Source organism: Cyanobium sp. ULC082, from assembly GCF_977927535.1.
This window is the reverse complement of sequence record NZ_OZ376398.1, coordinates 1,111,391-1,134,828: the sequence shown is the minus strand read 5'-3', so window position 1 is coordinate 1,134,828 and position 23,438 is coordinate 1,111,391. Positions and strand designations below refer to the sequence as shown.

30 protein-coding genes and 2 tRNA genes are annotated in these 23,438 nt (G+C 63.9%); 20 read left to right on the top strand and 12 right to left on the bottom strand.

Annotated features, from left to right (window positions below):
• Positions 1–631: 631 nt before the first annotated feature.
• A complete protein-coding gene (petD, locus tag ACXMDY_RS15070; RefSeq protein ID WP_259703357.1) occupies positions 632–1,114 on the bottom strand; it encodes a cytochrome b6-f complex subunit IV in 483 nt (160 codons plus the stop codon).
• 76 nt (positions 1,115–1,190) lie between these two features.
• On the bottom strand, positions 1,191–1,865 hold the full coding sequence (gene petB / locus ACXMDY_RS15065) for a cytochrome b6 (protein ID WP_259703356.1): 675 nt from the start codon (positions 1,863–1,865) through the stop codon (positions 1,191–1,193).
• A gap of 21 nt (positions 1,866–1,886) precedes the next feature.
• On the opposite strand from petB, the gene ctpZ reads away from it, so the two are divergent.
• The 3 genes from ctpZ to ACXMDY_RS15050 are packed head-to-tail and all read left to right on the top strand — an operon-like array spanning position 1,887 to position 5,127.
• Complete coding sequence (ctpZ, locus tag ACXMDY_RS15060; RefSeq protein WP_399244567.1) at positions 1,887–3,140, top strand: carboxyl-terminal processing protease CtpZ; 1,254 nt, start codon at positions 1,887–1,889, stop codon at positions 3,138–3,140.
• Positions 3,137–4,408: an HD domain-containing protein gene (locus ACXMDY_RS15055; RefSeq protein ID WP_259703355.1), complete on the top strand. Its 1,272-nt coding sequence runs from the start codon at positions 3,137–3,139 to the stop codon at positions 4,406–4,408. The genes ctpZ and ACXMDY_RS15055 overlap by 4 nt, the downstream gene beginning before the upstream one ends.
• A 23-nt stretch (positions 4,409–4,431) precedes the next feature.
• Positions 4,432–5,127: a septum site-determining protein MinC gene (locus tag ACXMDY_RS15050; RefSeq protein ID WP_259703354.1), complete on the top strand. Its 696-nt coding sequence runs from the start codon at positions 4,432–4,434 to the stop codon at positions 5,125–5,127.
• 52 nt (positions 5,128–5,179) lie between these two features.
• On the opposite strand, the gene ACXMDY_RS15045 is transcribed toward ACXMDY_RS15050, so the two are convergent.
• From ACXMDY_RS15045 to ACXMDY_RS15035, 3 genes are read right to left on the bottom strand one after another with little or no spacing between them, the layout of a single operon-like run.
• Positions 5,180–5,797, bottom strand: coding sequence for a chromate transporter (locus ACXMDY_RS15045; protein WP_259703353.1), 618 nt, complete (start codon positions 5,795–5,797; stop codon positions 5,180–5,182).
• A complete protein-coding gene (locus tag ACXMDY_RS15040; RefSeq protein WP_259703352.1) occupies positions 5,794–6,381 on the bottom strand; it encodes a chromate transporter in 588 nt (195 codons plus the stop codon). The genes ACXMDY_RS15045 and ACXMDY_RS15040 overlap by 4 nt, the downstream gene beginning before the upstream one ends.
• Before the next feature lie 2 nt (positions 6,382–6,383).
• Entirely contained in the window at positions 6,384–7,382 is a 999-nt protein-coding gene (locus tag ACXMDY_RS15035; protein WP_259703351.1) for a phospholipase D-like domain-containing protein, read from the bottom strand.
• Positions 7,383–7,458: 76 nt separating this feature from the next.
• On the opposite strand from ACXMDY_RS15035, the gene minD reads away from it, so the two are divergent.
• The 5 genes from minD (at position 7,459) to ACXMDY_RS15010 (ending at position 9,695) form a co-directional block, all read left to right on the top strand.
• On the top strand, positions 7,459–8,265 hold the full coding sequence (gene minD / locus ACXMDY_RS15030; RefSeq protein WP_259703350.1) for a septum site-determining protein MinD: 807 nt from the start codon (positions 7,459–7,461) through the stop codon (positions 8,263–8,265).
• Positions 8,266–8,271: 6 nt separating this feature from the next.
• Positions 8,272–8,565, top strand: coding sequence for a cell division topological specificity factor MinE (gene minE, locus ACXMDY_RS15025; RefSeq protein ID WP_259703349.1), 294 nt, complete (start codon positions 8,272–8,274; stop codon positions 8,563–8,565).
• Between the two features lie 92 nt (positions 8,566–8,657).
• Positions 8,658–8,864, top strand: coding sequence for a response regulator transcription factor (locus ACXMDY_RS15020; RefSeq protein ID WP_259703348.1), 207 nt, complete (start codon positions 8,658–8,660; stop codon positions 8,862–8,864).
• Between the two features lie 11 nt (positions 8,865–8,875).
• Positions 8,876–8,947, top strand: a tRNA-Thr gene (locus ACXMDY_RS15015).
• A gap of 313 nt (positions 8,948–9,260) precedes the next feature.
• On the top strand, positions 9,261–9,695 hold the full coding sequence (locus ACXMDY_RS15010; RefSeq protein ID WP_311133960.1) for a hypothetical protein: 435 nt from the start codon (positions 9,261–9,263) through the stop codon (positions 9,693–9,695).
• 25 nt (positions 9,696–9,720) lie between these two features.
• Here ACXMDY_RS15010 and ACXMDY_RS15005 read toward each other — a convergent pair whose 3' ends face one another.
• The 5 genes from ACXMDY_RS15005 to ACXMDY_RS14985 are packed head-to-tail and all read right to left on the bottom strand — an operon-like array spanning position 9,721 to position 13,166.
• Positions 9,721–9,879 (bottom strand): hypothetical protein, encoded by a 159-nt coding sequence (locus ACXMDY_RS15005; protein ID WP_259703346.1) that lies wholly within the window; start codon positions 9,877–9,879, stop codon positions 9,721–9,723.
• A gap of 29 nt (positions 9,880–9,908) precedes the next feature.
• The gene (locus ACXMDY_RS15000) at positions 9,909–10,535 is read right to left on the bottom strand and encodes an L-threonylcarbamoyladenylate synthase (protein ID WP_259703345.1); all 627 of its coding nucleotides are present in this window, start codon (positions 10,533–10,535) and stop codon (positions 9,909–9,911) included.
• Complete coding sequence (gene prmC, locus ACXMDY_RS14995) at positions 10,532–11,446, bottom strand: peptide chain release factor N(5)-glutamine methyltransferase (RefSeq protein ID WP_259703344.1); 915 nt, start codon at positions 11,444–11,446, stop codon at positions 10,532–10,534. Before prmC ends, ACXMDY_RS15000 begins: the two co-directional genes overlap by 4 nt.
• A gap of 46 nt (positions 11,447–11,492) precedes the next feature.
• Complete coding sequence (locus tag ACXMDY_RS14990; RefSeq protein ID WP_259703343.1) at positions 11,493–12,692, bottom strand: DNA-processing protein DprA; 1,200 nt, start codon at positions 12,690–12,692, stop codon at positions 11,493–11,495.
• A gap of 39 nt (positions 12,693–12,731) precedes the next feature.
• Entirely contained in the window at positions 12,732–13,166 is a 435-nt protein-coding gene (locus ACXMDY_RS14985; RefSeq protein WP_259703342.1) for an acyl-CoA thioesterase, read from the bottom strand.
• Between the two features lie 92 nt (positions 13,167–13,258).
• On the opposite strand from ACXMDY_RS14985, the gene ACXMDY_RS14980 reads away from it, so the two are divergent.
• Positions 13,259–14,107: a universal stress protein gene (locus tag ACXMDY_RS14980; protein WP_259703341.1), complete on the top strand. Its 849-nt coding sequence runs from the start codon at positions 13,259–13,261 to the stop codon at positions 14,105–14,107.
• A gap of 19 nt (positions 14,108–14,126) precedes the next feature.
• Here the strand turns inward: ACXMDY_RS14980 and psbM are convergent, their stop codons facing one another.
• Positions 14,127–14,234, bottom strand: a complete 108-nt coding sequence (gene psbM, locus ACXMDY_RS14975) for a photosystem II reaction center protein PsbM (protein ID WP_255090228.1) — start codon at positions 14,232–14,234, stop codon at positions 14,127–14,129.
• A 15-nt stretch (positions 14,235–14,249) separates the two neighbouring features.
• Positions 14,250–14,729 carry a 2Fe-2S iron-sulfur cluster-binding protein gene (locus tag ACXMDY_RS14970; RefSeq protein WP_259703340.1) on the bottom strand — a complete coding sequence of 160 codons (480 nt, stop codon included), beginning with the start codon at positions 14,727–14,729 and terminating at the stop codon, positions 14,250–14,252.
• A 243-nt stretch (positions 14,730–14,972) separates the two neighbouring features.
• Between ACXMDY_RS14970 and psbB the strand changes: the two genes are divergently transcribed.
• From psbB to ACXMDY_RS14915, 11 genes are all read left to right on the top strand, one after another.
• Positions 14,973–16,532, top strand: coding sequence for a photosystem II chlorophyll-binding protein CP47 (psbB, locus tag ACXMDY_RS14965; RefSeq protein ID WP_259703339.1), 1,560 nt, complete (start codon positions 14,973–14,975; stop codon positions 16,530–16,532).
• A gap of 24 nt (positions 16,533–16,556) precedes the next feature.
• Complete coding sequence (locus tag ACXMDY_RS14960) at positions 16,557–16,652, top strand: photosystem II reaction center protein T (RefSeq protein WP_043368769.1); 96 nt, start codon at positions 16,557–16,559, stop codon at positions 16,650–16,652.
• 183 nt (positions 16,653–16,835) lie between these two features.
• A complete protein-coding gene (nrdR, locus tag ACXMDY_RS14955) occupies positions 16,836–17,339 on the top strand; it encodes a transcriptional regulator NrdR (protein WP_259703338.1) in 504 nt (167 codons plus the stop codon).
• Between the two features lie 140 nt (positions 17,340–17,479).
• Positions 17,480–18,529 carry a 30S ribosomal protein S1 gene (locus tag ACXMDY_RS14950; RefSeq protein ID WP_259703337.1) on the top strand — a complete coding sequence of 350 codons (1,050 nt, stop codon included), beginning with the start codon at positions 17,480–17,482 and terminating at the stop codon, positions 18,527–18,529.
• A gap of 21 nt (positions 18,530–18,550) precedes the next feature.
• A complete protein-coding gene (locus ACXMDY_RS14945) occupies positions 18,551–19,321 on the top strand; it encodes an HAD family hydrolase (RefSeq protein ID WP_259703336.1) in 771 nt (256 codons plus the stop codon).
• A gap of 91 nt (positions 19,322–19,412) precedes the next feature.
• Entirely contained in the window at positions 19,413–20,672 is a 1,260-nt protein-coding gene (gene metK / locus ACXMDY_RS14940) for a methionine adenosyltransferase (protein WP_259703335.1), read from the top strand.
• Between the two features lie 67 nt (positions 20,673–20,739).
• Positions 20,740–21,972: an FGGY-family carbohydrate kinase gene (locus ACXMDY_RS14935; RefSeq protein WP_259703334.1), complete on the top strand. Its 1,233-nt coding sequence runs from the start codon at positions 20,740–20,742 to the stop codon at positions 21,970–21,972.
• A gap of 38 nt (positions 21,973–22,010) precedes the next feature.
• Complete coding sequence (locus tag ACXMDY_RS14930; RefSeq protein ID WP_259731272.1) at positions 22,011–22,160, top strand: hypothetical protein; 150 nt, start codon at positions 22,011–22,013, stop codon at positions 22,158–22,160.
• Positions 22,161–22,217: 57 nt separating this feature from the next.
• Positions 22,218–22,487 carry a DUF2470 domain-containing protein gene (locus ACXMDY_RS14925; RefSeq protein WP_259703333.1) on the top strand — a complete coding sequence of 90 codons (270 nt, stop codon included), beginning with the start codon at positions 22,218–22,220 and terminating at the stop codon, positions 22,485–22,487.
• A gap of 72 nt (positions 22,488–22,559) precedes the next feature.
• Positions 22,560–23,288, top strand: coding sequence for a ComF family protein (locus ACXMDY_RS14920; RefSeq protein WP_259703332.1), 729 nt, complete (start codon positions 22,560–22,562; stop codon positions 23,286–23,288).
• Positions 23,254–23,326 (top strand) — tRNA-Phe (locus ACXMDY_RS14915). The genes ACXMDY_RS14920 and ACXMDY_RS14915 overlap by 35 nt, the downstream gene beginning before the upstream one ends.
• Positions 23,327–23,438 lie beyond the last annotated feature (112 nt).

The window sequence follows — 23,438 nt, the reverse complement described above, 5'->3', positions numbered from 1 at the left end:
GCTCGGCGGCCTCTCAGCCGCTTCTGAAACTTACAGCATCGGGGGCTTCCGCTTCCCTCTGCCCTAAGCCCTGCAGCGCTTTGCCTTCCGGCTCACGCGCAGTCCAATAACCTATCACATCAGCTCTCGTCCACTAGTGCTTCTGCCCAGGGGAGTCCCAGCCATCCCCAACTGGCGTGTCGACACCCCTGATGCCATTGCCGCACAGCCGCGAGCTGCGGCCGCTTCCAAGCGGAACCAGGGGCGCGCAGGTTGAGCACCGGAGAAGCATTCGAAGATGGTTGCCGGCTCTGTAGCCGCCGACACACCACCGGGGAGCTGGGGCCACTGCATGAAGCAGCAAGCCCCTCCTTGACCCGTTGGCCCATCAGGGGCGGACGAGAGGCCCAGGGGCACCCTCCAGAGGCCATTGAGCCAGCACCCTTGCCAATGCAACGGCTGGATCTGCCCTGCGTTTCGTTGAACACCGGCAAAAAACCAAAAAAAACTGCGGGGTGAGCCGCAGTGAAGAGGTAGTGGATGGATGGGTCAGATAAGGGCTGAATCAAACTGAGGGGGTACTGCTCCGAAAGAGCGAAACAGCATCTTTATTGAGCCCAACCCAGGCAACTTGGCTGAGAGAAATCTCCGATCAGAACAATCCGAGGGTAAGGGACTTGTCGATCGGCATGGCAGCACCAATACCAAGATAGATGGTGAACACGGTTCCGAACAGGAAAGCTGCCATGGCAACGGGCCGCCTAAAAGGATTCTGAAACTTGTTGAAGCTCTCAATGAAAGGAATCAACATCAAGCCAAGTGGAACCATCGTTTGCAGGGCAATGCCAAGCAATTTGTTCGGAACAACGCGAAGAATCTGAAAAACAGGATAGAGATACCACTCAGGCAGGATCTCCAGCGGAGTTGCAAACGGATCAGCCTTGTCGCCAAGCATGGCTGGATCAAGCACGGCCAATCCAACGACGCAGGCAATCGTTCCCAGGATGACCACCGGAAAGATGTAGAGCAGGTCGTTGGGCCAGGCAGGTTCCCCGTAATAATTGTGGCCCATGCCCTTGGCAAGCTTGGCGCGAAGGCTGGGATCGCTGAGATCAGGCTTCTTGAGGATGTGCATGGCGAGAGCCGAAGAGACGATGAATGAAGACGGGTGTGAACTCGGAATCTAAGCGGATCGGGGAGGCTTTAGCGGTTCACAACGGACCTGAAATACCTTGCTTGCGAATCATCAGGAAGTGCATCAGCATGAAAACCGCGAGCAGCCATGGCATCACAAATGTGTGGAGGCTGTAAAAGCGGGTAAGAGTGGACTGGCCAACGCTTTCACCACCACGAAGCAGCTCCACCATGAAATCGCCCACAACAGGAACAGCCGCAGGAACTCCGGAGACGATCTTGACGGCCCAGTAACCGACCTGATCCCAGGGGAGAGAATAGCCAGTGACACCAAAAGCAACGGTGATCACAGCCATGGTCACGCCGGTGATCCAGGTGAGCTCCCGTGGGCGCTTGAAGCCCCCGGTGAGGTAAACCCGAAAAACGTGAAGAATGAGCATCAGAACCATCATGCTGGCGCTCCAGCGATGAACCGAACGGATCAGCCATCCGAAGCTCACATCGGTCATCAGATACTGGACCGAGCTGTAGGCCTCAGCAACGGTGGGCTTGTAGTAAAACGTCATTGCAAATCCAGTGGAAAACTGGATCAGGAAGCAAACCAAGGTGATGCCACCGAGGCAATAAAAGATATTGACGTGCGGCGGCACATACTTGGAGGAGATGTCGTCTGCGATCGCCTGGAGCTCCAGGCGCTCCTCGAACCAGTCGTACACCGGAGACGACTGGGAGGCGGGAGACGAGTTCGCCATGAAGCAACGGGAGGTTTGGGGTTGGCTGAGTCTACCGATCCGGGTGCAGCCGGCGCGATCCGGTTTCGCCCCTGCTGGAGAGGCTTCCTCGCCCTGGTGGTGGTGGCGATCCTGTCGGTCCCGTCAGGCTCACTCCTCGCCCTCAACGATGGCCAGCAACTCGTCGTCGAAGCCTGGCGGCTGGTCAACCAGAGCTACGTGGATCCCGCCCGCTTCGAAGTGGTGCACTGGCGCCAGCTGCGACAGAAGGCCCTCGAGCGGCCGATCGAGAGCAGCGAAGCCGCCTATGCGGCCATCACCGAAATGCTGGCCCCCCTGGCCGACCCTTACACCCGCCTGCTTCGACCTGACGACTACAAGGTGCTGCGTTCGGCCACCCAGGGAAGCGTCAGCGGCATCGGCCTTCAACTTGGCAGCAGCGGACCGGGGCAACGGATCGTGGCCATCACCTCCCTGGAAGGATCACCCGCCGCCGAAGCCGGGATCAGCTCGGGAACCGAGATTCTGGAAGTGGATGGGGCCTCGGCCGTGGCCATGGGACTCGAGGCCACGGCCAGTCGGCTGCGGGGGGCGGCCGGCAGCAGGGTCCAGCTGTTGCTGCGATCTCCAGAAGGATCGACAAGGCAGCTCCTGCTGCAGCGGCGGGAGGTGAACCTTCGCCCTGTCCTCAGCAGAGAGCTGGAGCGGAACGGTCAGCGCCTGGGCTATCTGCGGATCACCCAGTTCAGTCAGCAGGTGCCGGAGCAGGTGAATCGGATCCTGCAGGCGTTCTCCGGCCGAGGCATCGACGGCCTCATTTTGGATCTCCGCAACAACTCGGGGGGGCTGGTGGAGGCGGGCCTGGCGGTGGCCAATGGGCTGCTGGATGGGCAGCCGATCGTGGAAACGCTGGATCGAAAGGGCCTCAGGGATCCGATCCAGGCCTCACCAGGCAGCTGGTATGCCGGGCCGATGGTGACACTGGTGAATGGCGGCACCGCCAGCGCCAGCGAAATCCTGGCCGGTGCCCTCCAGGACGACGGCCGATCTCTGCTTCTGGGAACGCGAACCTTCGGCAAGGGCCTGATCCAGACGCTGATCAGCCTGGGAGACGGCAGCGGCCTGGCGATCACCGTGGCCCGCTACGTGACCCCCAGCGGTCGGGACATCCAGAACCTCGGGATCGATCCCGATTTCCAACTGGGGGAGCCTGAACCGCTCAACCCCGGTGGCGAGGGCGACACCTGGTTGATTGAGGCCCAGGAGCAGCTGAACGCCCTGATTGAAACAACATGACCAGCCGCACTTACCACGATCCGCTGCATGGGGCCATCCGCCTGGATCGTGCCCTGCCGGCAGAGGCCCTGGTCATGGATCTGATCGAGACGGCTCCGTTCCAGCGGTTGCGTCGGATTCGCCAGCTGGGCCCGGCCTTCCTGACCTTCCATGGAGCCGAATCGAGCCGCTTCACCCACAGCCTCGGCGTGTTGCAGCTTGCCCGCCGCGCCCTGGGTCAGCTCTGCCGCCAGCAACCCGATCTGAGCAGCCATCAAGGAGTGCTGTTTGCCGCTGCCCTGCTCCATGACGTGGGCCATGCCCCACTCAGTCACTCCGGCGAGGACATGTTCGGGCTGCGTCATGAGCATTGGTCAGCGCGACTGGTGCGCGAACATCCCGCTCTGCGCGACCGGCTGGAGCAGTTCCAGCCCGGCAGTGCGATGGCTGTGGCCGAGCTGCTCGAGCACGGACAGCATTGCTGCCCCGCCGTGGCGGCTCTGGTCAGCGGCCAGCTGGACTGCGACCGACTCGACTATCTGCTGCGCGACAGCCACAGCACTGGAACCTGCTACGGCCAGCTCGACCTGGAGCGGATTCTCGCCGCTCTCGCCATCGCCCCTGACGGCAGTCTCGCCATTCATCCCAAGGGCCTGATGGCTGTGGAGCACTACCTGGTGGTTCGCGATCTGATGTACCGGAGCGTCTACAACCACCGCCTCAACGTGGTGTGCAACTGGCTGCTCAACCAGGCGATCACCCTGGCCCGAGCCCTTGGCCCCTCCCAGGTGTTCGCCGACGCGGTGATGGCCCGCTGGCTTTGGCGACCGGATGCGATCGACCTGACGAGCTTCCTCGCCAACGACGATGTGCGCACGGGCTATCACCTGATGCGCTGGAAAGAAGAAGGCCCGGAGGCCCTGGCCACCGTCAGCCGCCGGATCCTTGAGCGTCAGTTGCTCAAGGCCCTCGACGTGAGCCGGCTTGACCAGGGCCAGCAACTGGAGCTTCTGGCCAGAGCCCAGCGCCTGAGCAGCGAGGCTGGCCTCGATTCAGGCCTCTGCTGCGCCCTGCATCAACGTCAGAGTCAGGGATATCACCCCTACAAAGGAGGCCTTCGGCTCTGGGATGGTGAATCCCTCAGGGCTCTGGAAGCAAGCTCGAGCCTGGTGGCCAGCCTCACCCAACCGGTGGCGCTGGCCTGGTTGATCCATCCAGCTGAGGTCGGCACCGCCCTGAAGCAGGCCGAGCGCAGCCTGAGAACAGAACCCAGGCAGCCAGCTGATTAAGTTGATCGCCTTCGGGTGCGGCGATGGCTGCCGTTTTCATTCGGGCCGAACGGTCAGGTCTTCCCCACCAGCTTTTGCTGCCTCAGAGAGCCAACCGCACCGGCAGCGCCCTGGAGGAAGTGATCCATGGGCTGGGCTCCCGCCCGCCTTCTGGCCCTGTTGTGCTCCACAGCGGCGACTGGCCGCTGACCCTGCCCGCACTGAGGGAGTTGCAAGGGCACCTGAGCGAACGCTCGCTGGAGCTGATCGAAGTGAACAGCAGGATCGAAACCACCCTGGTTGGAGCCGCTGCCCTTGGCCTGTACACCCGCACCAGCCCGTCTCCAGCAGATGGCCCGGGTGAAGAGCAAGACAACCTCAACCGGCTTGACGAAGCCAGGCTGACGATCCACCGCGGCACCCTGCGCTCCGGTGACCACATGACGGTTGAGGGGTCGGTGCTGGTGCTGGGAGATGTGAATCCCGGCGCCCGGGTGAGTGCCGTGGGCCACGTGCTGATCTTGGGGCGCTTGCGGGGCATCGCCCATGCCGGCTGCCGAGGGGATGGAGAGGCCAGGATCGTGGCGCTGGAACTCCGCCCCCTTCAGCTCCGCATCGGCAAAGCCGTGGCCAGAGGTCCCGCTGATCCACCGCCAGCCGGCTTCACCGAGCAGGCCCGACTTGTCGATGGACAGATCCTGATCGAGCCCGCCCCACCCCTCTGGCCGCTCGGACGATGAAGCCGGTCTGAGGATGCCGGAGCCAGGAGGAGTTCCGCCCGCCCAGGGCTGCTCAGCGGTTGATCACGCCCAGGCCACCGAGCACGCCAGCCACAGCCATGAACCACAGCGGCGAGATCCGCGTGCGGAGCATCAGCGCGCACACCACGAAGGACACCAGATAGGCCAGGGGGCCATGGTTCGCCGTGGTGAGAATCTTCAGCCCAACCGCGAACAGGATGCCGAGGGTGATCGGACCCAGGCCCCGCTCGAAGGCCACCCGCCAGGGGGAATCCCTGAGCCGATTCCAGCTCAGGGAGGCCGCCACCATCAGCAGGGTGGAGGGGAGCAGGATCGCCAGCTCGCCGCTGAAGGCGCTCAGCAGGCCCCAGAGCGGGCCTTCCTTCCAGGCCGCTCCCATGGCGAGCAGGCCGACGATCATCGAGCTGGGCCCCGGGGCCGCCTCGGCAAGGGCATAGAGATCGGAGAACTGGGCGCTGGTGAGCCAGCAGAGTTGATCGACCGTGAGGTGGTGATACTCCGCCAGCAGGGTGTTGCCGCCGCCGAGGGAAAACAGCGACAGGGAGAGGAAGGTCCAGATCACCTGAGCCAGCCGACCCAGATCGGAGAGCGAAGCGGGGGTGCAGTGCGCCGCGGCCGCAGCCAGGCTGTCGGGCCCGATCCCGATCATCGGAGCTCAGGTTTCGCAGAGCGCGGCCAGTACCAGGCCATCGCCAGGGGGGCCACCACGAGCACGAGCGGAATCAGGCGGACATGGAAGAACACCATGGCCACGAAGATGCCGGCCGCCAGCACCAATGCCGCCGGGTCCTGTCGGTAGGTATCAAGGATCTTGAATCCCATCGACAGAGCCATGCCGGCCGCCGCGGCCACCACCCCGGCCAGCACCCTGTCCACCTGGGGAATCCGGTGGACCTGGAAGTAGACCAGGCCCAGCAGCATCAGCAGGCTGAACGGCACCAGAAGCATCCCCGCCAGGGCCACAAGGGCACCTGGCAAACCACCGAAACGGGCGCCGATGTAAATCGCCATGTTGATCTGGTTGGGTCCAGGGAACAACCGCGCCACGGTGAGTCCGGTGAGGAAGTCTTCGTTGGTCATCCAACGCCGCTGCTCCACCACGATTCGCTGGCTCCAGGCCGAAAGCCCGCCGCCGAAGGAGGAGAGGGCCACCTCCTGCATGCCGATGAACAGATCAGCCAATCCGGGGGCCGGAGCAAGATGCTCAACGGCCGCGGGCAGGGAAGGGGGCATGGCTACTCGTGCACGAAGTGTGGATCAGGCGGCAACTCTCCCTGCTCGTGCAGGCTGGGATCGAGGGGATCGGGGGCGTGGTAGTGGCTTGCCTGATCCCAGTCCGCCTCAAAGGTTTCCCTGAGCCGCTCCACCACGGCAGGAGCATCGGTTTCGATGCCGAGCTCTCTGCGCAGATCGAAGGCACTGCGATCGATGTTCATGGAGCCTGTCTGAGCGAAGGCACCATCCACCAGGATCAATTTGGCATGCAGCTTGAGATGCTTCTGGCGGCGCACTTTGACCCCGAATCTCTCCATCACCCGCAGCGACGAAAACGTGTCGTAGATGTCCCAGTCGCTGATGCCGTGCTTGCCGCCGCAGAGCACCCGCACCTTCACCCCCCGCTCGCTGGCGGAGATGATCCGATCGAGAATCACCGCGTCCACGAACTTGGGGTGCTGGATCCAGAGTGAGTCCCTGGCGGTATCCACCAACCTGGCCATCTGACCACGGCTGTGCAGGCTGCTCCAGACCAGGCCAACCCCGAGATCCGGATCAAAGCCGGTGCGGTTCCAGTCAGCCTCGAAACCGGCGATCACCTGATCCACCACCGCTCTGGCCTGGGTCACCACTCCGTAATCACGGGTTTCCGTGAAGTACTTATCAGAGAGATTGAAGCTGGCGATCAGGGCCAGGCTCCGGTCCACAACCATGGATTTCTCGTGGGTCACAGGGAAGGCCTCGCTGGTCCAGGCCGCCGCCATGCCGTTGGCCTGCAGCCAGGTGAAGGCTTCATCGTTCCAGCGGTCGCCGCCGGAGGTGTGGGGGTTGAGCATCACCTGCACCACCACGCCGCGCTGATGGGCCCGCAGCAGGGCCTGCTCGATCTGCTCCGACTGAAGCTTGAACTGCTTGAGAAGCAGGCTCGTACGGGCTGCATCAATCAGGGCCACCACTGCTGGTGCACCGTCATCGGGCATCACCAGCAACTGTTGATACTGGAGTCCGGAGACGGCCATCTGCAAGGAAGCTCGAATGGCACTGTTCTACAGGCCTTAGCCTGGGGTGATCCCCGACAGTGTCGAGACTTCCGCATTGAGCCGCACGATTCTGATCTGTTCCGGCAAAGGCGGGGTTGGTAAAACCACCCTGACCGCCAATCTGGGTATCGCCCTGGCGCGGCAAGGTGCCAGCACCGCCGTACTCGATGCCGACTTCGGCCTGCGCAATCTCGATCTCCTGCTCGGGCTCGAAAATCGGATCATCTACACGGCCCAGGAGGTGCTTGCCGAGAGCTGCCGTCTGGAGCAGGCTCTGGTCAGGCATAAGCAGGAGCCGAACCTCTCCCTTCTGCCGGCCGGCAACCCTCGGATGCTCGAGTGGCTCACCCCCGACGACATGCAGAAAATCGTGGGATTGCTGGAGGAACGCTTCGATTTCGTGCTGATCGACTGCCCGGCCGGCATCGAGGATGGTTTCAAGAATGCCGCGGCAGCTTCCAGGGAAGCCATCGTGGTGACCACACCGGAAGTTTCGGCGGTGCGCGATGCCGATCGGGTCATCGGCCTGCTGCAGACCCGTGCCATCGAACCGATCCAGCTCGTGCTCAATCGGGTGCGGCCACGGATGATGGCCAACCAGGAAATGCTCGCGGTCGGTGATGTCACTGACATCCTCGCTCTGCCGCTGCTCGGTCTTGTGGTGGAAGACGAGCAGGTGATCGTCTCAACGAACAGGGGCGAACCGCTCACCCTCAATGGCAGCCGCTCCCCCGCCGGTCTCGCCTACACCAACGTGGCCAGGCGCCTGCGTGGCGAGGAGGTGCCGATCGTCGATCCCAGCAAGGAACCCCAGGGTCTGCGGGCCCGGTTCAGTCGGCTGATGCAAACCAAGATCTTCTGATCCGTGATGACCCTGCGCGATTTCATCGACAAACTCCTGGGCCGCCAGGCGGCCAGTGCCACCACAGCGCGGCAGCGTCTGCAACTCGTGCTGGCCCACGACCGCAGCGACCTCAACCCTGAACTGCTCGAGCAGATGCGCCGCGAAATCCTCGAGGTGGTTTCGCGTTACGTGGAAATCGACCTGGAAGAGGGTGATGTGAGCCTGGAAACCGAGGATCGGGTCACGGCGCTGGTGGCCAACCTGCCGATCAAGCGGGCCCGCACCACACCATTGCCAGCCTCAGTCGCCTCTGCCTGAGCAAATCCACTGGCAAATCCGCTGGCATGGCCACCCGAGCGAACCAGTGGAACGAAAGCTGGGAACCCTGGCTGAAGTCTGCTCACCCAGCCATGGCCCAGCTCCCAGCCCCCACCTGCCTCAGCCCGGCCGAGCTGAGAGTCCTGGAGCACCTGCGCCACGGGCTGAGCAACAAGGCGATCGCCGCAGCCTTGGTGTTGAGCCCCCGGACGGTCGAGAGTCATGTGTCGCAGCTGCTGGCCAAAACGGCTTGCAGCAACCGCAGCCAGCTGCTGCTCTGGGCCCTCGGCGAGCGATAAGCTCGTGCCTTGCCGGCTTAGCTCAGTGGTAGAGCAGCGCTTTTGTAAAGCGAAGGCCATCGGTTCAAATCCGTTAGCCGGCTTGGGGTTGTGCAGCAGGGTCCATCTAGGCTGTTGATTGCTACGGATATCCCTCTTTTGATCAAAGTCCAGGAGAGTCGTGCGGTTGAGTTGAAGGCTCTGGGCTGGCCCGCAGAGGCCATCAGCCAGTACGAGCGGCTCTGGGAATACAGGCAGCGCTGGGGAGCCATCAACCTTGATCCCGAAGAGCGGGGATTCCTCAGAAAAGCTGAAAGCGAGCTTCCCAAACGGGTCGCCAGCGGCCAAGGAGGCTCCCAGAAGAAGACCACCCAGGAAAAATCGCACTACCGCTGGCTCGCTTTCCATCTTGAAGCCATGACACAGCCTGGAGCTGTGGCCGGCATTGAGGCTGGTGAACAGGGCGCCTGGCCGATCCTCCTGGAAGAGGAACTGCGCGCGCTCGACTACTTCGAACCGGTGCTCGGATTGGCCGACACCCACAAGGCCAAGCTCTTCATTCCCGCCCGGGAGCAATGGGTGAGCGAAGCGGCAGCACAAGCCCGAATCCTCACCTACGACTTCGAGGCCCCGCTGGAGGTTCTCCGGCAAACAGGCAAAACGAGCTGGAAGTCGATCCGATCAGCCGCGACTGCAGGCCCTCAGGAGGACTATCCCGTCCTGGACGCTGAAGCCGCCAGATCCTTCCGAGCGACTGTTCGCAGCAATCTGCTGGCCCTGGTCAGGGCCACGTTCCCCTCCCTGAGTGGCAACGATCAGCCCGATCCTCCCGACGACTGGCAGCGCAGCTGAAGCGGCCCTGCATGGGTTGGCCCGCTCAACGGCGCTGGCCCGCGAGCGACCATCCCGCCAGCAGGAGAGGGAGCCAGATCCAGCCACGCAGCTCAAACAGGGGTGTTCCCCACTGAATCAGGGGCTCGATCACCCCATGAAAAACAGTGAAGAGCACCGCAATCATCAGGCAGAGCTCAAGCATGGGCGCACCGGGACGTGGGCAACGGCGGCCTAGGGGCGGCAGCCTTCAGGAATCACAGCACCGGCACGCAACACCTGCCAATCGTTTTCGCCATTCCAACGAATCACCGTGCTGGCCTCCCCCAGAACGACGGGCCAGGGAACCGGCGCGAGCAGAGGCAGGGAGGGGAAGGTCGCTGCCGCTGAAGCTGCATCCAGGCAGGGCGGCTGAGCGGATCGGTTGGCGCTGGTGGTGGCCAGAGGGCCTGTTCGCTCCAGCAGGGCAAGGGCAGCGCCACAGGCAGGAATCCGCAGCCCAAGGCTGGCGCCCGCGGCGGGGCCCTCAGGCTGCAGCGCCGCCACGATGGCGCCCTGTGCTGGCAGCACGAGGGTTACGGCACCGGGCCAGCAGTGGGCCGCCATCGATCGCCAGGCAGGCAGCACAGGCAAGGCCAATGCGGCAAACAGGGCTTCCGGTTCAGCGCCCATCAGGATCAGCGGCTTCTGCATGGGCCGGCCTTTGAGCTCCCAGAGCTGACTGGCCGTGGCGGGAAGGCAGGCCAGGGCGGGCAAGGTGTCGGTGGGGAAAAGGGCCGCTGAACCGGCAGCCAGGGCGGCGGCCAGGCTGGGCCCATCCAGCAACCGCCCATCCCGTTCAAGATCGACTGGAGGATTCATCGATAGCAGGCAGAGGGAACTTCGCCGTGGCGGGCGCCACTGAACCGACAACGGCCCTCGAGATCCTGGTGGGAGCCCACCTGCTCGAGCCCTGCGGCCGCCAACAGGCCCCGGACCGATTCGCCCTGGTCGTGGTGATGCTCCAACAGCAACCATCCCCCCGGGGCCAGAGCCCGCCCCGCGCTCTGAATGATCTGCCTCAAGGCCTCCAGACCATCCTCGCCACCGTCCAGGGCTAGCCAGGGCTCGTGAAGACGGACGACAGGATCGAGACAAGGCAGCAACGGGGACGGGATGTAGGGCGGATTGCTGACCACCAGATCCAGCCCACCGTCAAGAGGTTCCAACGGAGACCACCAGCAGCCCTCCCTGAGGTCAACGCGGTGCAGCAGGTCGGCCGCCTGCAGGTTCGCTTCAGCCTGGAGGAGTGCCGCCGCGCTGAAATCCACGGCCACACCCCTGCTGGCTGGGAGCAGCCTGGACAAGGCCAGGGCCAGGCAGCCGGATCCGGTGCCCAGGTCGGCCCAGCGGAGGGGGGCCTTCAGCGCTGCTGGCCCCATCGCCTCCACGGCCAGATCGATCAGCTGCTCGGTTTCCGGGCGGGGGATCAGCACACCAGGGCCGACCTGAACATCAAAATCGCGCCATGGACAGCGCCCCACCAGGTACTGGAGAGGTGTGTGATCACGCCGATGCCGGAACCAGAGAGCCTCAAGATCAGCCCGGCTGCGATGCAGAGGGACAGGCTGGTGGGGATCCAACCACAGCCGTTGACGCGCTGGCCCGTCGAGCCCGCCAGCCAGATCCAGCAACCAGTCGAAGTTTGCGGCAAGGCCACCCTGGAGCAGCAGGGCACGGCGCCAGGCCAACAGACCGGCTCCAGAAAGGGTTTCTTCAGCGGATGCGTGCACGCCGCAACGATGCCTCAGGATTTCGCCGAAGCCTAGAAAACGACCTTCAGATCGGCCGCCAGCAGAGGCCCGGCTCCGCCCTGATCCGCCCGGCCAGCTCAAGGCCCAGCAAGCGAGTGGAGAGCTCGGCCACCGAAAGCCCCAACGCCCCGCCGAGCTCCTCAAGGGACGCGCCCGCCCCGAGAGTGGCCAGCAGATCCTGATCCGAGGGGGAATCGGCCGAAGCGGCAGGGATGAAACAGCGTGCCGGATCGGCGATCGGGGCAAGCGGACCTCCGCCAAGCTGACGGATCAGATCGGCGGGCTCGAGCAACGGGGTGGCCCCCCGCACCAGCAGACGGTTGCTGCCGGCGGCAGAAGCCTTGCCCGCATCGCCCGGCACCACCCAGAGCGGCAGGCCCTCCTGCCAGGCGAGATCAGCGGAATGGAGGGCGCCACTGCTGTGGGGACACTCGACCACGACGACGGCCTGAGCGAACGCCACCAGCAATCGATTGCGGGCAGCGAAATGCCCACGCTGGACAGCGGCCCCGGGAGCCTGCTCGCTGATCAGCAAACCCCTGCTGCCGACCTCGGCCTGAAGGGGACCGTGATGGCGGGGATAGATGCGCTGCAACGGTGTGCCGAGCACCGCCACCGGCCGGCCGCCACGATCCAGGCAGCCTCGGTGAACGGCCGCATCGATCCCCTCGGCCAGACCGCTGACCACCGGCCAGCCCGCCTCAGCCAGAGCCCTGCCAAGCGCCTGCGCCATCGAGATGCCGTGCGGGGATGGCCGCCTGGTACCCACCACGGCAATGGCCCGGCGGCGACGAAGCTGGGGCCAGAGGCTGCCGCGCCCCCGCCAGTACAAGCCGAGGGGTGGGCGCTCTAACCGGGCCAGAGCGGGGGGATTGGCCGGATCACCGGGAAGGAGCACCCGCCGAGAACCAGGGAGTGACGGACCGGCTCCTCCCCATGGATCGGGACCCCAGCGACGGCGATGGATCTCGATGCGATTCAGCAGCACAGGGCCAAAACCGGTGAGACGAGCCAATCGCGCCGGGGAGGCGTCCCACGCCATCGCCAGGCCGCCAAAGGCAGCTTCGAGCTGCTGAAGCCGCCTCCAGCCAAGGCCTGGGCAGCCGCACCAAAGCAACCACCAGCCCCGCCGCCGATCAGACCAGGGGGAGCGATCGCTTTGCCGCCCGACGACGGTCTCCCCCGTGGCCTTCAGCGGGAACGCTCCAACAACGAGATCGCCCAAGGCACCTGCGTGAACTTCAGTACAAATGTACTAAGGCAATCAGTCTGATGCGGCCTGCGTCTCAAGCAACTGCTCCAGCGCCGCTTCCAGGTCAGGCGGGAACGTGCGCACCAGCCGCCGCGAGCCACCCCGGCCCAGATCCAGCAGAACCAGGTCCACCGTTGCCTCCGCCGCCAGAGCACCCATGGGGCCGAGAAAACGGCTGCACCATCGAAGCCGGATCCGCCGCCGGGGTTCAATCACGCTCCAGAGCTCCACGGCGTCCCCGTGGCGCAGGGCCTGTCGATAGTTGATCGACAGCGACACCACCGGCAACTCCAGCCCCCTGGCGGCGAGATCGGCATAGGCCAGCCCGGCAGCGGCCAGGGCCTCCACCCTCGCCTCCTCCAGCCAGCCGAGGTAGGCCCCATGCCACATCACGCCGGCATGGTCGGTGTGCTGTGGCAGAACGCGCCGACGGAGACACCACCCCATTCGGCCGGGCTGTTGGTCCATTACGACCTCTCCGGCCTTGCGGACGAGGATCGCTGCTGCGCCATAGGCTGCTGCAGAACCGCGACAGCCTCGTGTTTCGCAACCTTTTGATCGCCGACTCCGGCAAGGGCCACGTGGAGGAGATGGTGCGCATGCTGCGCGACCTTCCCAGCTTCCAGCAGGCTCGGCTCAACATCCTTCATGTTGTGACCGAACAGGCCGGTGAGGATTTCCAGGACCACTGGCAACGGGCCGCGGGGCTGGTGGCCGAGGCCATCCAGCGGCTTGGGCTCAACCCCGGCGATGTGAACGCGATCATCCGACAGGGTGACACCAAGCAGACCGTGCTCAAGGTGGCTGATGAGCTCAATGCTGATCTGATCGTGATGGGGTCCAGGGGCCTTGGACGACTGCAGTCGATCCTCGCCAACAGCTCCAGTCAATACGTGTTTCAGCTGGCCACCCGACCGATGCTGCTGGTGCGCGATGACCTTTACGTTCGCCATGTGAACAGGTTGCTGGTCACGATCGATGGAACCGGCGTGGGGGAAGACGCCCTGCGCATCGCCTGCGAACTGGTCCGTGAGATCCCAGGCGGCACACTCACCGGGATCCACATCACCCGCCAGGACATTGCTCCGAGCCGGGGCGGCAGGAGCCCCGCTGACGAAGTCCTGGAGAAGGCTGTTCAGAAAGCCCGCAGCTTCGGCGTGGAGCTGAACGGCGTGCATCGCTCCGGCGACATCGGCAGGGGCGTTTGCCTGGCCGCCAAGGAATTCAACGCCGATCTTCTGGTGATTGCTTCCCAGGACAGGCGACCTCTGGTGGCAAAAAGCCTGGTCGATATCGATCGACTGCTGGGCAGCTCGGTCAGTGACTACATCCGGGTCCATGCTCCGGCGCCTGTGCTGCTGGTGCGGGAACCAGAAAGGGGCCGCTGAGCAGGGAGGCGGCCGGGCCTCAACCCTGCTGACGGCTGCTGGTCTGGATGTAGAGGATGATCAGAAAAACCGCCGGAACCAGCACGAACAGCAGGCTGGCCACGAAACCGAGATCGTTGGTTTCCATCGGTAGGTACGGGAATCACCGGACCGTATCACCGGCAATCGGCCCATCCGTTCCCGCTTCATCGGCCGTTGCGGATTGCTCGGTCTCTGCGGCCGGATCCTCAGGCGGAGTCGGCCAGGCGATCGGACCGGCAGGCAGCGGGGCCTCAGCAGCGGCCGCCAGCAGCCCTTCTCCCTGGGCCCAGCCCAGCTGGGGCCTTGTCAGCACAACAAGGGAGTGCTCCACCATCGCCTGACAGGCCAACCGCCAACCGCGAGGCCGACCGCGAAGCTTTCGCTGCTCGACAGGAGTCAAGGCACTCAGGGCGGGCGGCCCTGTGAGGTTGTCGGCGACGCCCACGAAACAGGTGATGCACTGACCGCACCCACTGCAGTTGCCGAGTTTTCCCTTCAGGCCATACAGCTCGACGCCGGAGCGCAGGGCCACGTCTCGAAGGTTCTCTCCCGGAAAACACTCCACATCGCAACCTTCACGCACAAAACGGATGACGGGCATGGAGCTTCCTGAAGGGCAGGTCCCATTGTGAAAGACGGAGTTGCGTTTTGTAACTGCGCTGTGATCAATCGGATCGAACCCCGCTTCCCGCCTGAATCAAGCGTCACGGCTCATTTCAGCTCTGCGAGGCATCCACCTTGCGCAGCCCCAACCCCTTACCATCAGCCAACGGATCGATCCCATCGATCGTCCATTGCCTTGGCCCTGGCCGCGGCAGCTGTTTGTTCCCCGGACCTTACCCCCATGGGATTGCCCTGGTATCGGGTGCACACGGTCGTGATCAACGACCCGGGCCGCCTTCTGGCCGTGCACCTCATGCACACCGCTCTGGTCGCCGGCTGGGCCGGCTCCATGGCGCTCTATGAGCTCGCGATTTTTGATCCATCCGACCCTGTTCTGAACCCGATGTGGCGCCAGGGCATGTTCGTCATGCCCTTCATGTCCCGCCTCGGCGTCACAGGCAGCTGGGGGGGCTGGAGCGTCACCGGAGAAACCGGCGTCGATCCTGGCTTCTGGAGTTTTGAAGGGGTAGCTGCCGCCCACATCGTTTTCAGTGGCCTGCTGTTCCTTGCCGCCATCTGGCACTGGACCTACTGGGATCTCGAGATCTGGCAGGACCCCCGCACCGGTGAACCCGCCCTGGATCTCCCCAAGATCTTCGGCATCCACCTGCTGCTTGCCGGCCTTGGCTGCTTCGGCTTCGGTGCTTTCCACCTCACTGGTGTGTTCGGACCGGGCATGTGGGTCTCTGACCCCTATGGCATCACCGGCCATCTGGAGCCCGTCCAACCATCGTGGGGCCCTGAAGGCTTCAACCCCTTCAACCCTGGAGGGATCGTCGCCCACCACATCGCGGCCGGCATCGTCGGGATCATCGCGGGCATTTTTCACATCACCACCCGTCCGCCGGAACGCCTTTACAAGGCTCTGCGCATGGGCAACATCGAAACAGTCCTGGCCAGCGCCATCGCCGCGGTGTTTTTTGCAGCCTTCATCGTGGCTGGAACCATGTGGTACGGCTCAGCGGCCACCCCCGTTGAGCTGTTCGGTCCAACCCGCTACCAATGGGATCAGGGCTATTTCAGAACCGAAATCAATCGTCGTGTGGCAACGGCCCTCGAGAACGGAGCTTCCAAGGCAGAGGCTTACGGCTCCATTCCTGAGAAGCTCGCCTTCTTCGACTATGTCGGCAACAGCCCTGCCAAGGGAGGTCTGTTCCGGGTTGGTCCGATGGTGAATGGCGATGGCCTGCCCACCGGCTGGCTGGGCCACATCAGCTTCACCGACAAGGACGGCCGTGATCTTCAGGTGCGCCGCCTTCCCAACTTCTTCGAGAACTTCCCCGTTGTTCTTGAAGACAGCCAGGGCATCGTCCGAGCGGACATCCCCTTCAGGCGGGCAGAAGCGAAGTATTCCTTCGAGCAAACCGGTGTGACAGCCACGGTCTATGGGGGAGCGCTCAACGGCCAGACCTTCACCGATCCAGCTGCCGTCAAACGCCTGGCCCGCAAGGCCCAGCTGGGTGAGGCCTTCGAATTCGATCGCACCACCTACCACTCCGATGGAACCTTCCGCAGTTCGCCAAGGGGGTGGTTCACCTTCGGGCATGCCACGTTCGCTCTGCTCTTCTTCTTCGGCCACATCTGGCATGGTGCCCGCACCCTTTACCGAGATGTGTTCGCCGGGATCGATCCCGACCTGGGCGAGCAGATTGAGTTCGGCCTCTTCCAGAAGCTGGGCGATCGAACCACTCGCCGTACCGCCCAGACAGCCACGCCCTCTGGCAGCAGCACGATCAGCTGATCCTTTCACTCCCGGAGATTCCTGATGGAGAGCTTCGCCTACATCCTCATCCTCACGCTGGCCCTGGCCACACTCTTCTTCGCGATCGCCTTCCGCGATCCCCCGAAGATCGGCAAGTGACCTCGGGCTGGTGAGCCAGCCCTCAGCCCCCCCTGCATCGGCAAGGGGGGGCTTTTTGCTTGAAACCGCTGCCAACAAGCCACTCAGCCGGCGCGATGAACATCCAGATCGGTTGCGGCGCAACTCTTCTCATTTCAGGCGTTACTGTTTACACTGGATTGAAACTGTTTGGGTACCCGTGGGATGCAATGTCCCTCCTGCCAACACACCGACAGCCGGGTGCTTGAGTCCCGCTCCGCCGACAGCGGCAGAAGTGTGCGTCGGCGACGTGAATGCCTGAACTGTGAATTTCGCTTCACCACCTATGAACGGGTTGAAACAGTGCCCATCACCGTGGTCAAACGGAACGGGGTCAGAGAGCTGTTCAACCGTTCCAAACTGCTGCACGGCTTGCTGAGAGCCTGTGAAAAGACAGGCTTGGAGCCGCTCCGGCTGCAGATGGTCGTCGATGAGATCGAACTGCAACTCCAACAGCGCAGTGGTCGCGAAGTGAGCAGCAGTGAAATCGGTGAGCTTGTTCTGCTCCAGCTCAGCGAGATGAGTGAGGTGGCCTACGTGCGTTTTGCCTCGGTCTATCGCCAGTTTCAGGGCATCAACGACTTCGTCGCCACGCTTGAGGGGCTCAGCCGGCGCAACTCCCGTCAGCGGGGTGATGGCAACGCCCCAAGCCTTGCTGTCGTGAACTGACAGCGGCTGCGTCCAGATCCCCCGCCCAGGCTTTTTAGCCAGGCGGAGGCCGCTTTTGTATGATCTTGGATCGGATGCGTTCTGTCGGCGGGCAGTTGCATCTCTCCTTCGTTCTGCCCAAGGCAGGCCGCCTTTCCTTCATGACCGTGACCCCTTCCGAGATCAGCAGCACCGAGGCCGTCAGCGATCTCGCTCCAGAAGCAGCTGACTTTGACCTTGACATCCTGGAAGAGGTCCCCACCGCTGACGATCCAGCCAGCCGTGCCGTTCCGAGGGATTTTGAGAACGCCGGCTTCACGCTCGAAGAATTCGCCTCCCTGCTCAGCAAGTACGACTACAACTTCAAGCCCGGCGATGTGGTGAACGGAACCGTGTTCGCCATGGAACCCAAGGGCGCCATGATCGACATCGGCGCCAAGACGGCCGCCTTCATGCCTCTGCAGGAGGTCTCGATCAACCGGGTGGAGAACCTCAGCGATGTGCTGGAGCCCGGCGAGATCCGCGAATTCTTCATCCTCAGCGAAGAAAACGAAGACGGCCAGCTCACGCTTTCGATCCGACGCATCGAGTATCAGCGGGCCTGGGAGCGCGTGCGTCAGCTCCAGAAGGAAGACGCCACCATCTACAGCGAGGTGTTCGCCACCAACCGCGGCGGTGCCCTGGTGCGGGTGGAAGGATTGCGCGGCTTCATCCCCGGCAGCCACATCAGCACGCGCAAGCCGAAGGAAGATCTCGTGGCCGACTTCCTGCCCCTCAAATTCCTGGAGGTGGACGAGGAGCGCAACCGTCTGGTGCTCAGCCATCGCCGCGCCCTGGTGGAGCGGAAGATGAACCGGCTCGAGGTCGGCGAGGTGGTGATCGGCACCGTACGGGGCATCAAACCCTATGGCGCCTTCATCGACATCGGCGGCGTCAGCGGCCTGCTGCACATCTCCGAGATCAGCCACGAGCACATCGAGACACCACATACGGTGCTCAATGTGAACGATCAGATGAAGGTGATGATCATCGACCTCGACGCCGAGCGGGGCCGCATCTCCCTCTCCACCAAAGCTCTCGAACCGGAACCCGGCGACATGCTCACCGATCCCCAGAAGGTGTTCGACAAAGCCGAAGAGATGGCCGCCCGTTACAAGCAGATGCTGCTTGAGCAGGCTGAAACTGAACCGATGGGTGTCACCCTCGATTGAGTCCTGCTCTGATTTCCTCCCATGGCCCAGCTTCTGCTGCGCGGCGTTCCGCTGGGCACCATCGAAGCCGTTCTGTTTGACAAGGACGGCACCCTGAGCCACAGCGAACCAAACCTGGCGCGCCTTGCTCAATCAAGACTGCTGGCATGCCTGGAAAGGGTGGGCATGGAACGCCGCCCCTCGCTGCGGGATCTGCTCATTCGGGCCTATGGCCTCAAAGGAGAGCAACTCGATCCCGCCGGCATCACGGCGGTGGCCAGCAGATTCCACAACCTGATCGCCACCGCCACAGCCTTCTCCCAGGTGGGCTGCGGCTGGCCTGAAGCCCTCAGCCACAGCGAAGCAGTGTTCAGCGGCACGGAAGCGGAAGCCGATCCCGGCGGCGGGCTGGCGACAGCACGAACTGTCGCCCCCACCACCGCCGGGCTGGGCCGTCTTCTCGCAGATCTCGATCAGGCTGGCGTCATCCTCGGAGTGATCAGCAACGACCAAACCCACGGCATTGAGAGCTTTCTTGCCGCCCATGGCCTCGCCCACCACATCCGCGGCATCTGGAGCGCCGATCACCACCCCACCAAACCGGATCCCGTAGCCGTTCTGCGCTTCTGCTCCCAGCTGGGAGTCAACCCTGCGGCCAGCGCCCTGATTGGTGACTCCAACAGCGACCTGAGCATGGCTGTCGCCGCCGGCCTGCCCCATGCCCTCGGCTACACCGCCGGCTGGGCCAACAAACCAGTCCTGGCCGCTGGGCACCCCCTGATCGATCATTGGTCGGAGCTCACCGTGAGCTGAGGGTTTGCAGATCCAAACCTGGCAGGTTTCACCGTTCCTGGCCGTGAATCTGGGATAGGCTCCACGCCAATCCACCCCGCAAGATTCAGGAATGGGCCGCTACGTTTTCACGTCTGAATCGGTAACGGAAGGCCACCCCGACAAGATCTGCGATCAGATCAGCGATGCTGTTCTCGATGCGATTCTCAGTGTGGATCCACTCAGTCGAGTCGCCTGTGAAACGGTCGTCAACACCGGTCTGTGTCTGCTCACAGGCGAAGTGAGCACCACCGCCAAGGTGGACTTCACAACCCTGGCCAGAGGTGTGATCGAAGAAATCGGCTACAGCGGTGCCCGGGCCGGCGGCTTCGATGCCCACAGCTGCGCCGTGCTGGTGGCGATGGATCAGCAATCCCCGGACATTGCCCAGGGTGTGGACGAGGCCGACGACCACGACGGCGATCCACTTGACAAGGTGGGAGCAGGCGACCAAGGGATCATGTTCGGATTCGCCTGCGACGAAACCCCTGAACTGATGCCACTGCCCATCAGCCTGGCCCACCGCCTGGCCCGCAGCCTGGCCGAAGTTCGCCACAACGGCACCCTTCCCTATCTTCTGCCCGATGGGAAAACCCAGGTGAGCGTTGTTTATGAGAACGATCAACCCGTAGCAATCGACACCCTGCTGATTTCCACCCAGCACGTGGCTGAGATTGATGGCATCAGCGATGAAGCCGGGATCCGCCAGCGGATTGCCAACGACCTCTGGGTTCACGTGGTTGAACCTGCCACTGCGGATCTGGCGATCCAGCCGGATCGAGCCTCCACCCGTTTTCTGGTCAACCCCACCGGCAAGTTCGTGGTGGGGGGGCCCCAGGGTGATGCCGGTCTCACCGGCCGCAAGATCATCGTCGACACCTATGGCGGCACAGCCCGGCACGGCGGCGGGGCTTTCTCAGGCAAAGATCCCACCAAGGTGGATCGCTCCGCTGCCTATGCCGCCCGCCACGTGGCCAAAAGCCTGGTGGCTGCTGGGCTCGCCAACAGGGTGGAAGTGCAGTTGAGCTACGCCATCGGCGTTGCGCGGCCGGTCAGCATCCTGGTGCAGAGCTTCGGCACCGGCAAGCTCGCCGACGACGACCTCACCGCCCTTGTCCAGGAGCATTTCGATCTGCGCCCCGGCGCCATCATCGAGTCGTTCGGGCTGCGTACCCTGCCTGGCGAACGGGGCGGGCGCTTCTATCAGGATGTGGCTGCCTACGGCCATTTCGGCCGTGGCGACTTGAATCTGCCCTGGGAAAACGTGGAGGCCACCGCCACCATGCTGCGTCAAGCCACCTCCGGACGGGTTGCCGCAGGGAGTGCTGCCTGATCAGGCTGCTGCCGATTGTCCCCCTTGCCCTGAATCAACGCCCGCCCCGCCCCTGGCAGCTGGGAGATTGGCCCTGGGCATCGACTTCGGCACAAGTGGGTTGCGCCTTGCCCTCGTGGATGGCCGGGGCAAACCCATCGCTGGAGCTGAACGGTCCTGTGCTTACCCACGCGCCTTCAGCGATCCAATCGGCTGGCTGATCGGCCTCAAGGCACTGGTGCTCAGCCTTTCCAGTGGCCTTCGCCAGCAGGTTGGTGCGATCTGTCTGGACGGCACGTCAGGCACGCTGCTGGCCTGTCGACCCGATGGCTCCAGTCTTGGCGAAGCTTTGTCCTATGCCCTCGCCTGTCCGGAGCAAGCGGAAGCCCTTCTGGCCCTGGTGCCGGGAGGAAGCCTGGCAGCAAGCCCCAGCAGCAGCCTGGCCCGGGCACTTCGGCTGCTGAGCCAGGGCTGGGGTGAACCGATCCTGCTGCGCCATCAGGCCGATTGGCTGATGGGCTGGCTGCTTGGCCATTGGCGCTGGGGCGAGGAAGGTAACAACCTGCGTCTGGGCTGGAATCTGCTGACGGGAAGTTGGCAGGGGAGCATCAGCCACCAGCCCTGGAGCGCCGCCCTGCCCCAACTGGTGCCCAGTGGGAGCCAGCTCGGTCCCTTGAGCCCTCTCGCCGGCAAGGAGCTGGACCTGCCTCTCGACTGCAGGGTGGTGGCAGGCACCACCGACGCGAATGCCGCCGTGCTGGCCGCCGACCCAAGGGATGGCGATGGAATCACCGTTCTCGGTACCACCCTGGTGCTCAAGCAGTTCGTTTCTGATCCGATCGAGGCGCCCGGGGTGAGCTGCCATCGAATCGGTGGACGGTGGCTGCTGGGGGGAGCCTCCAACGCCGGGGCAGGAGTGCTGCGTCGCTTTTTCAGCGATCACCAGCTTCTGGCGCTGAGCCGCCAGATCGATTCCAAGCGTCCCAGCGGTCTGAACCTGCGTCCCCTGCCGGCAAACGGAGAGAGATTCCCGATCGACGACCCAGGCCTGGAGCCGATCCTGGGGCCCAGGCCCGTCAGCGACGCGCTCTACCTTCAGGGGCTGCTGGAGGGTCTGGCCATGATTGAAGCCCAGGGGTGGCAGCGTCTCAGGGAGCTGGGCGCCCCGCCGATCCGACGGGTGATCAGCCTGGGCGGTGGGGCCAGAAATCCCCAGTGGCGCCAACTCAGGCAGCAGGCCCTTGGCGTGCCGGTGCTCAACAGGCCTGCCCTGTCCTCAGCCCTCGGCGCAGCGAAGCTGGCCTGGCGCGGCCGCGGCTGAATCACCTGCCGAACCGTGCCGTTCAGGCCCGAGGATGGGTGTCATTCACTTTGATCGGCACCACCGCCATGAACGAACGGATCCGCACCGTGGCATCGATGGGCCTGTTCGTCGTCCTGGCCGGGTTCGTGGCCTTCAGTGGACTCAGGCTTGCGGTCCTGCTCTGGCAACGATTCGGACTGGGATGAGGAAACACGGCAAGCCGGCACAGCGCCAGAATCGGAGTGCTTCTCACCTTCTGCGCCATGGCCTCCGATCCGCTCACTCCCGCTGTCAGCGCAAGGATCTGCCTTCACATGAACGACGATCACGGCGAGGCGGTGCTCTCTTATGCACGCCATTACGGCGGGATCAAAGCTGCCCAGGCGGCTCGGATGCTGGAGGTGCGTCCGGAGGCGATGGAGCTGGAGGTGGACGGCACCACCGTGGAGATCCCGTTCGACCATCCCCTCACCGACAGCGAAGATGCCCATCGAACCCTGGTGGCGATGCTGCGCGCTCTGCCGAGGGGCTGAGCGGCGACGCTGTCATCCAAATGGATCAGCCAGGGGAACACTGAGCAGGCCCCAATCCTCTGGCTGGAAGCCTTGATTCAGATCAGCTCCCTTCTCAAGGGCTGCCTTGAGCTCATCACTCTTCCCACTTGCGCCCTCTGTCATCAGCCTCTCGAAACGGCTCCGCCCCAGCCGCTCTGCAGCCATTGCCACAAGCGCCTGGAGCTGCCCGGCAACGGGCTGCAGGGAGAACAACCGCTTCCCTGGTGGAGCCTGGGCTGGTATCAGGGATCCTTTCGCCAGATGTTGCTGGGCCAGCGACGCACCCCGCGGCCGGACTGTCTACGAGGGCTGGCCGGAGCCCTGCGCCAGACAGTGCCTGCCGAGCTGATCGATCGGGCCGTGCTGGTGGCCATTCCCAGCTGGAAAAAACGGGGCTCCAATCCACTGCCAGACTTGATCTGCCAGGGGCTTGACCGGCCTGAGATCCAGCCCCTCAGGCGGCGGCGGCCCACCCTCGGCCAACACCATCTGAACCGAGCCATGCGGCTGCTCAACCAGGAGAACGCCTTCGTCTGCGAGGCTGCCAGCCGCCATGGAGAGATCCGGAACAGGCGGCAAAGGCCCGTGCTGCTGGTTGACGACATCCTCACCACCGGAGCCACCGCCGGAGCTGCCGCCTCGGCCCTGCAGGCTGAAGGGTTCCTGGTGGCAGGCCTGCTCTGCCTGGCCCGGACACCAGCCCCGGGCCGTGATCTAAGATCCATGGCTGCTACAGCTGTAGCAAGCCGGGATAGCTCAGTTGGTAGAGCAGGCGACTGAAAATCGCCGTGTCCCCAGTTCAAATCTGGGTCCTGGCATCCGCAAGAGTGGTCCTGAAACGTCTCCACACTGGCCTCTGGGTTCATGAGCGGGTCGGTGCCAGAGAATCCCGCAAGGCGCGCTGCGGTTAGCTGTTCCGGGCCCCCATCC

What these genes read in the sequence shown, in the direction of transcription:
- ACXMDY_RS14950 (WP_259703337.1), top strand. Translation starts at nt 17,480, where the DNA reads ATGACCGTGACCCCTTCCGAGATCAGCAGCACCGAGGCCGTCAGCGAT.
- metK (WP_259703335.1), top strand. Translation starts at nt 19,413, where the DNA reads ATGGGCCGCTACGTTTTCACGTCTGAATCGGTAACGGAAGGCCACCCC.
- nrdR (WP_259703338.1), top strand. Translation starts at nt 16,836, where the DNA reads ATGCAATGTCCCTCCTGCCAACACACCGACAGCCGGGTGCTTGAGTCC.
- ACXMDY_RS15045 (WP_259703353.1), bottom strand. Translation starts at nt 5,797, where the DNA reads ATGATCGGGATCGGGCCCGACAGCCTGGCTGCGGCCGCGGCGCACTGC.
- petB (WP_259703356.1), bottom strand. Translation starts at nt 1,865, where the DNA reads ATGGCGAACTCGTCTCCCGCCTCCCAGTCGTCTCCGGTGTACGACTGG.
- ACXMDY_RS15055 (WP_259703355.1), top strand. Translation starts at nt 3,137, where the DNA reads ATGACCAGCCGCACTTACCACGATCCGCTGCATGGGGCCATCCGCCTG.
- ACXMDY_RS14970 (WP_259703340.1), bottom strand. Translation starts at nt 14,729, where the DNA reads ATGCCCGTCATCCGTTTTGTGCGTGAAGGTTGCGATGTGGAGTGTTTT.
- ACXMDY_RS15000 (WP_259703345.1), bottom strand. Translation starts at nt 10,535, where the DNA reads ATGAATCCTCCAGTCGATCTTGAACGGGATGGGCGGTTGCTGGATGGG.
- ACXMDY_RS15035 (WP_259703351.1), bottom strand. Translation starts at nt 7,382, where the DNA reads ATGGCCGTCTCCGGACTCCAGTATCAACAGTTGCTGGTGATGCCCGAT.
- psbB (WP_259703339.1), top strand. Translation starts at nt 14,973, where the DNA reads ATGGGATTGCCCTGGTATCGGGTGCACACGGTCGTGATCAACGACCCG.
- ACXMDY_RS14925 (WP_259703333.1), top strand. Translation starts at nt 22,218, where the DNA reads ATGGCCTCCGATCCGCTCACTCCCGCTGTCAGCGCAAGGATCTGCCTT.
- ACXMDY_RS15020 (WP_259703348.1), top strand. Translation starts at nt 8,658, where the DNA reads ATGGCCCAGCTCCCAGCCCCCACCTGCCTCAGCCCGGCCGAGCTGAGA.
- minE (WP_259703349.1), top strand. Translation starts at nt 8,272, where the DNA reads ATGACCCTGCGCGATTTCATCGACAAACTCCTGGGCCGCCAGGCGGCC.
- ACXMDY_RS14985 (WP_259703342.1), bottom strand. Translation starts at nt 13,166, where the DNA reads ATGGGGTGGTGTCTCCGTCGGCGCGTTCTGCCACAGCACACCGACCAT.
- ACXMDY_RS14945 (WP_259703336.1), top strand. Translation starts at nt 18,551, where the DNA reads ATGGCCCAGCTTCTGCTGCGCGGCGTTCCGCTGGGCACCATCGAAGCC.
- psbM (WP_255090228.1), bottom strand. Translation starts at nt 14,234, where the DNA reads ATGGAAACCAACGATCTCGGTTTCGTGGCCAGCCTGCTGTTCGTGCTG.
- petD (WP_259703357.1), bottom strand. Translation starts at nt 1,114, where the DNA reads ATGCACATCCTCAAGAAGCCTGATCTCAGCGATCCCAGCCTTCGCGCC.
- ACXMDY_RS15010 (WP_311133960.1), top strand. Translation starts at nt 9,261, where the DNA reads ATGACACAGCCTGGAGCTGTGGCCGGCATTGAGGCTGGTGAACAGGGC.
- ACXMDY_RS15005 (WP_259703346.1), bottom strand. Translation starts at nt 9,879, where the DNA reads ATGCTTGAGCTCTGCCTGATGATTGCGGTGCTCTTCACTGTTTTTCAT.
- ACXMDY_RS15040 (WP_259703352.1), bottom strand. Translation starts at nt 6,381, where the DNA reads ATGCCCCCTTCCCTGCCCGCGGCCGTTGAGCATCTTGCTCCGGCCCCC.
- ACXMDY_RS15050 (WP_259703354.1), top strand. Translation starts at nt 4,432, where the DNA reads ATGGCTGCCGTTTTCATTCGGGCCGAACGGTCAGGTCTTCCCCACCAG.
- ACXMDY_RS14960 (WP_043368769.1), top strand. Translation starts at nt 16,557, where the DNA reads ATGGAGAGCTTCGCCTACATCCTCATCCTCACGCTGGCCCTGGCCACA.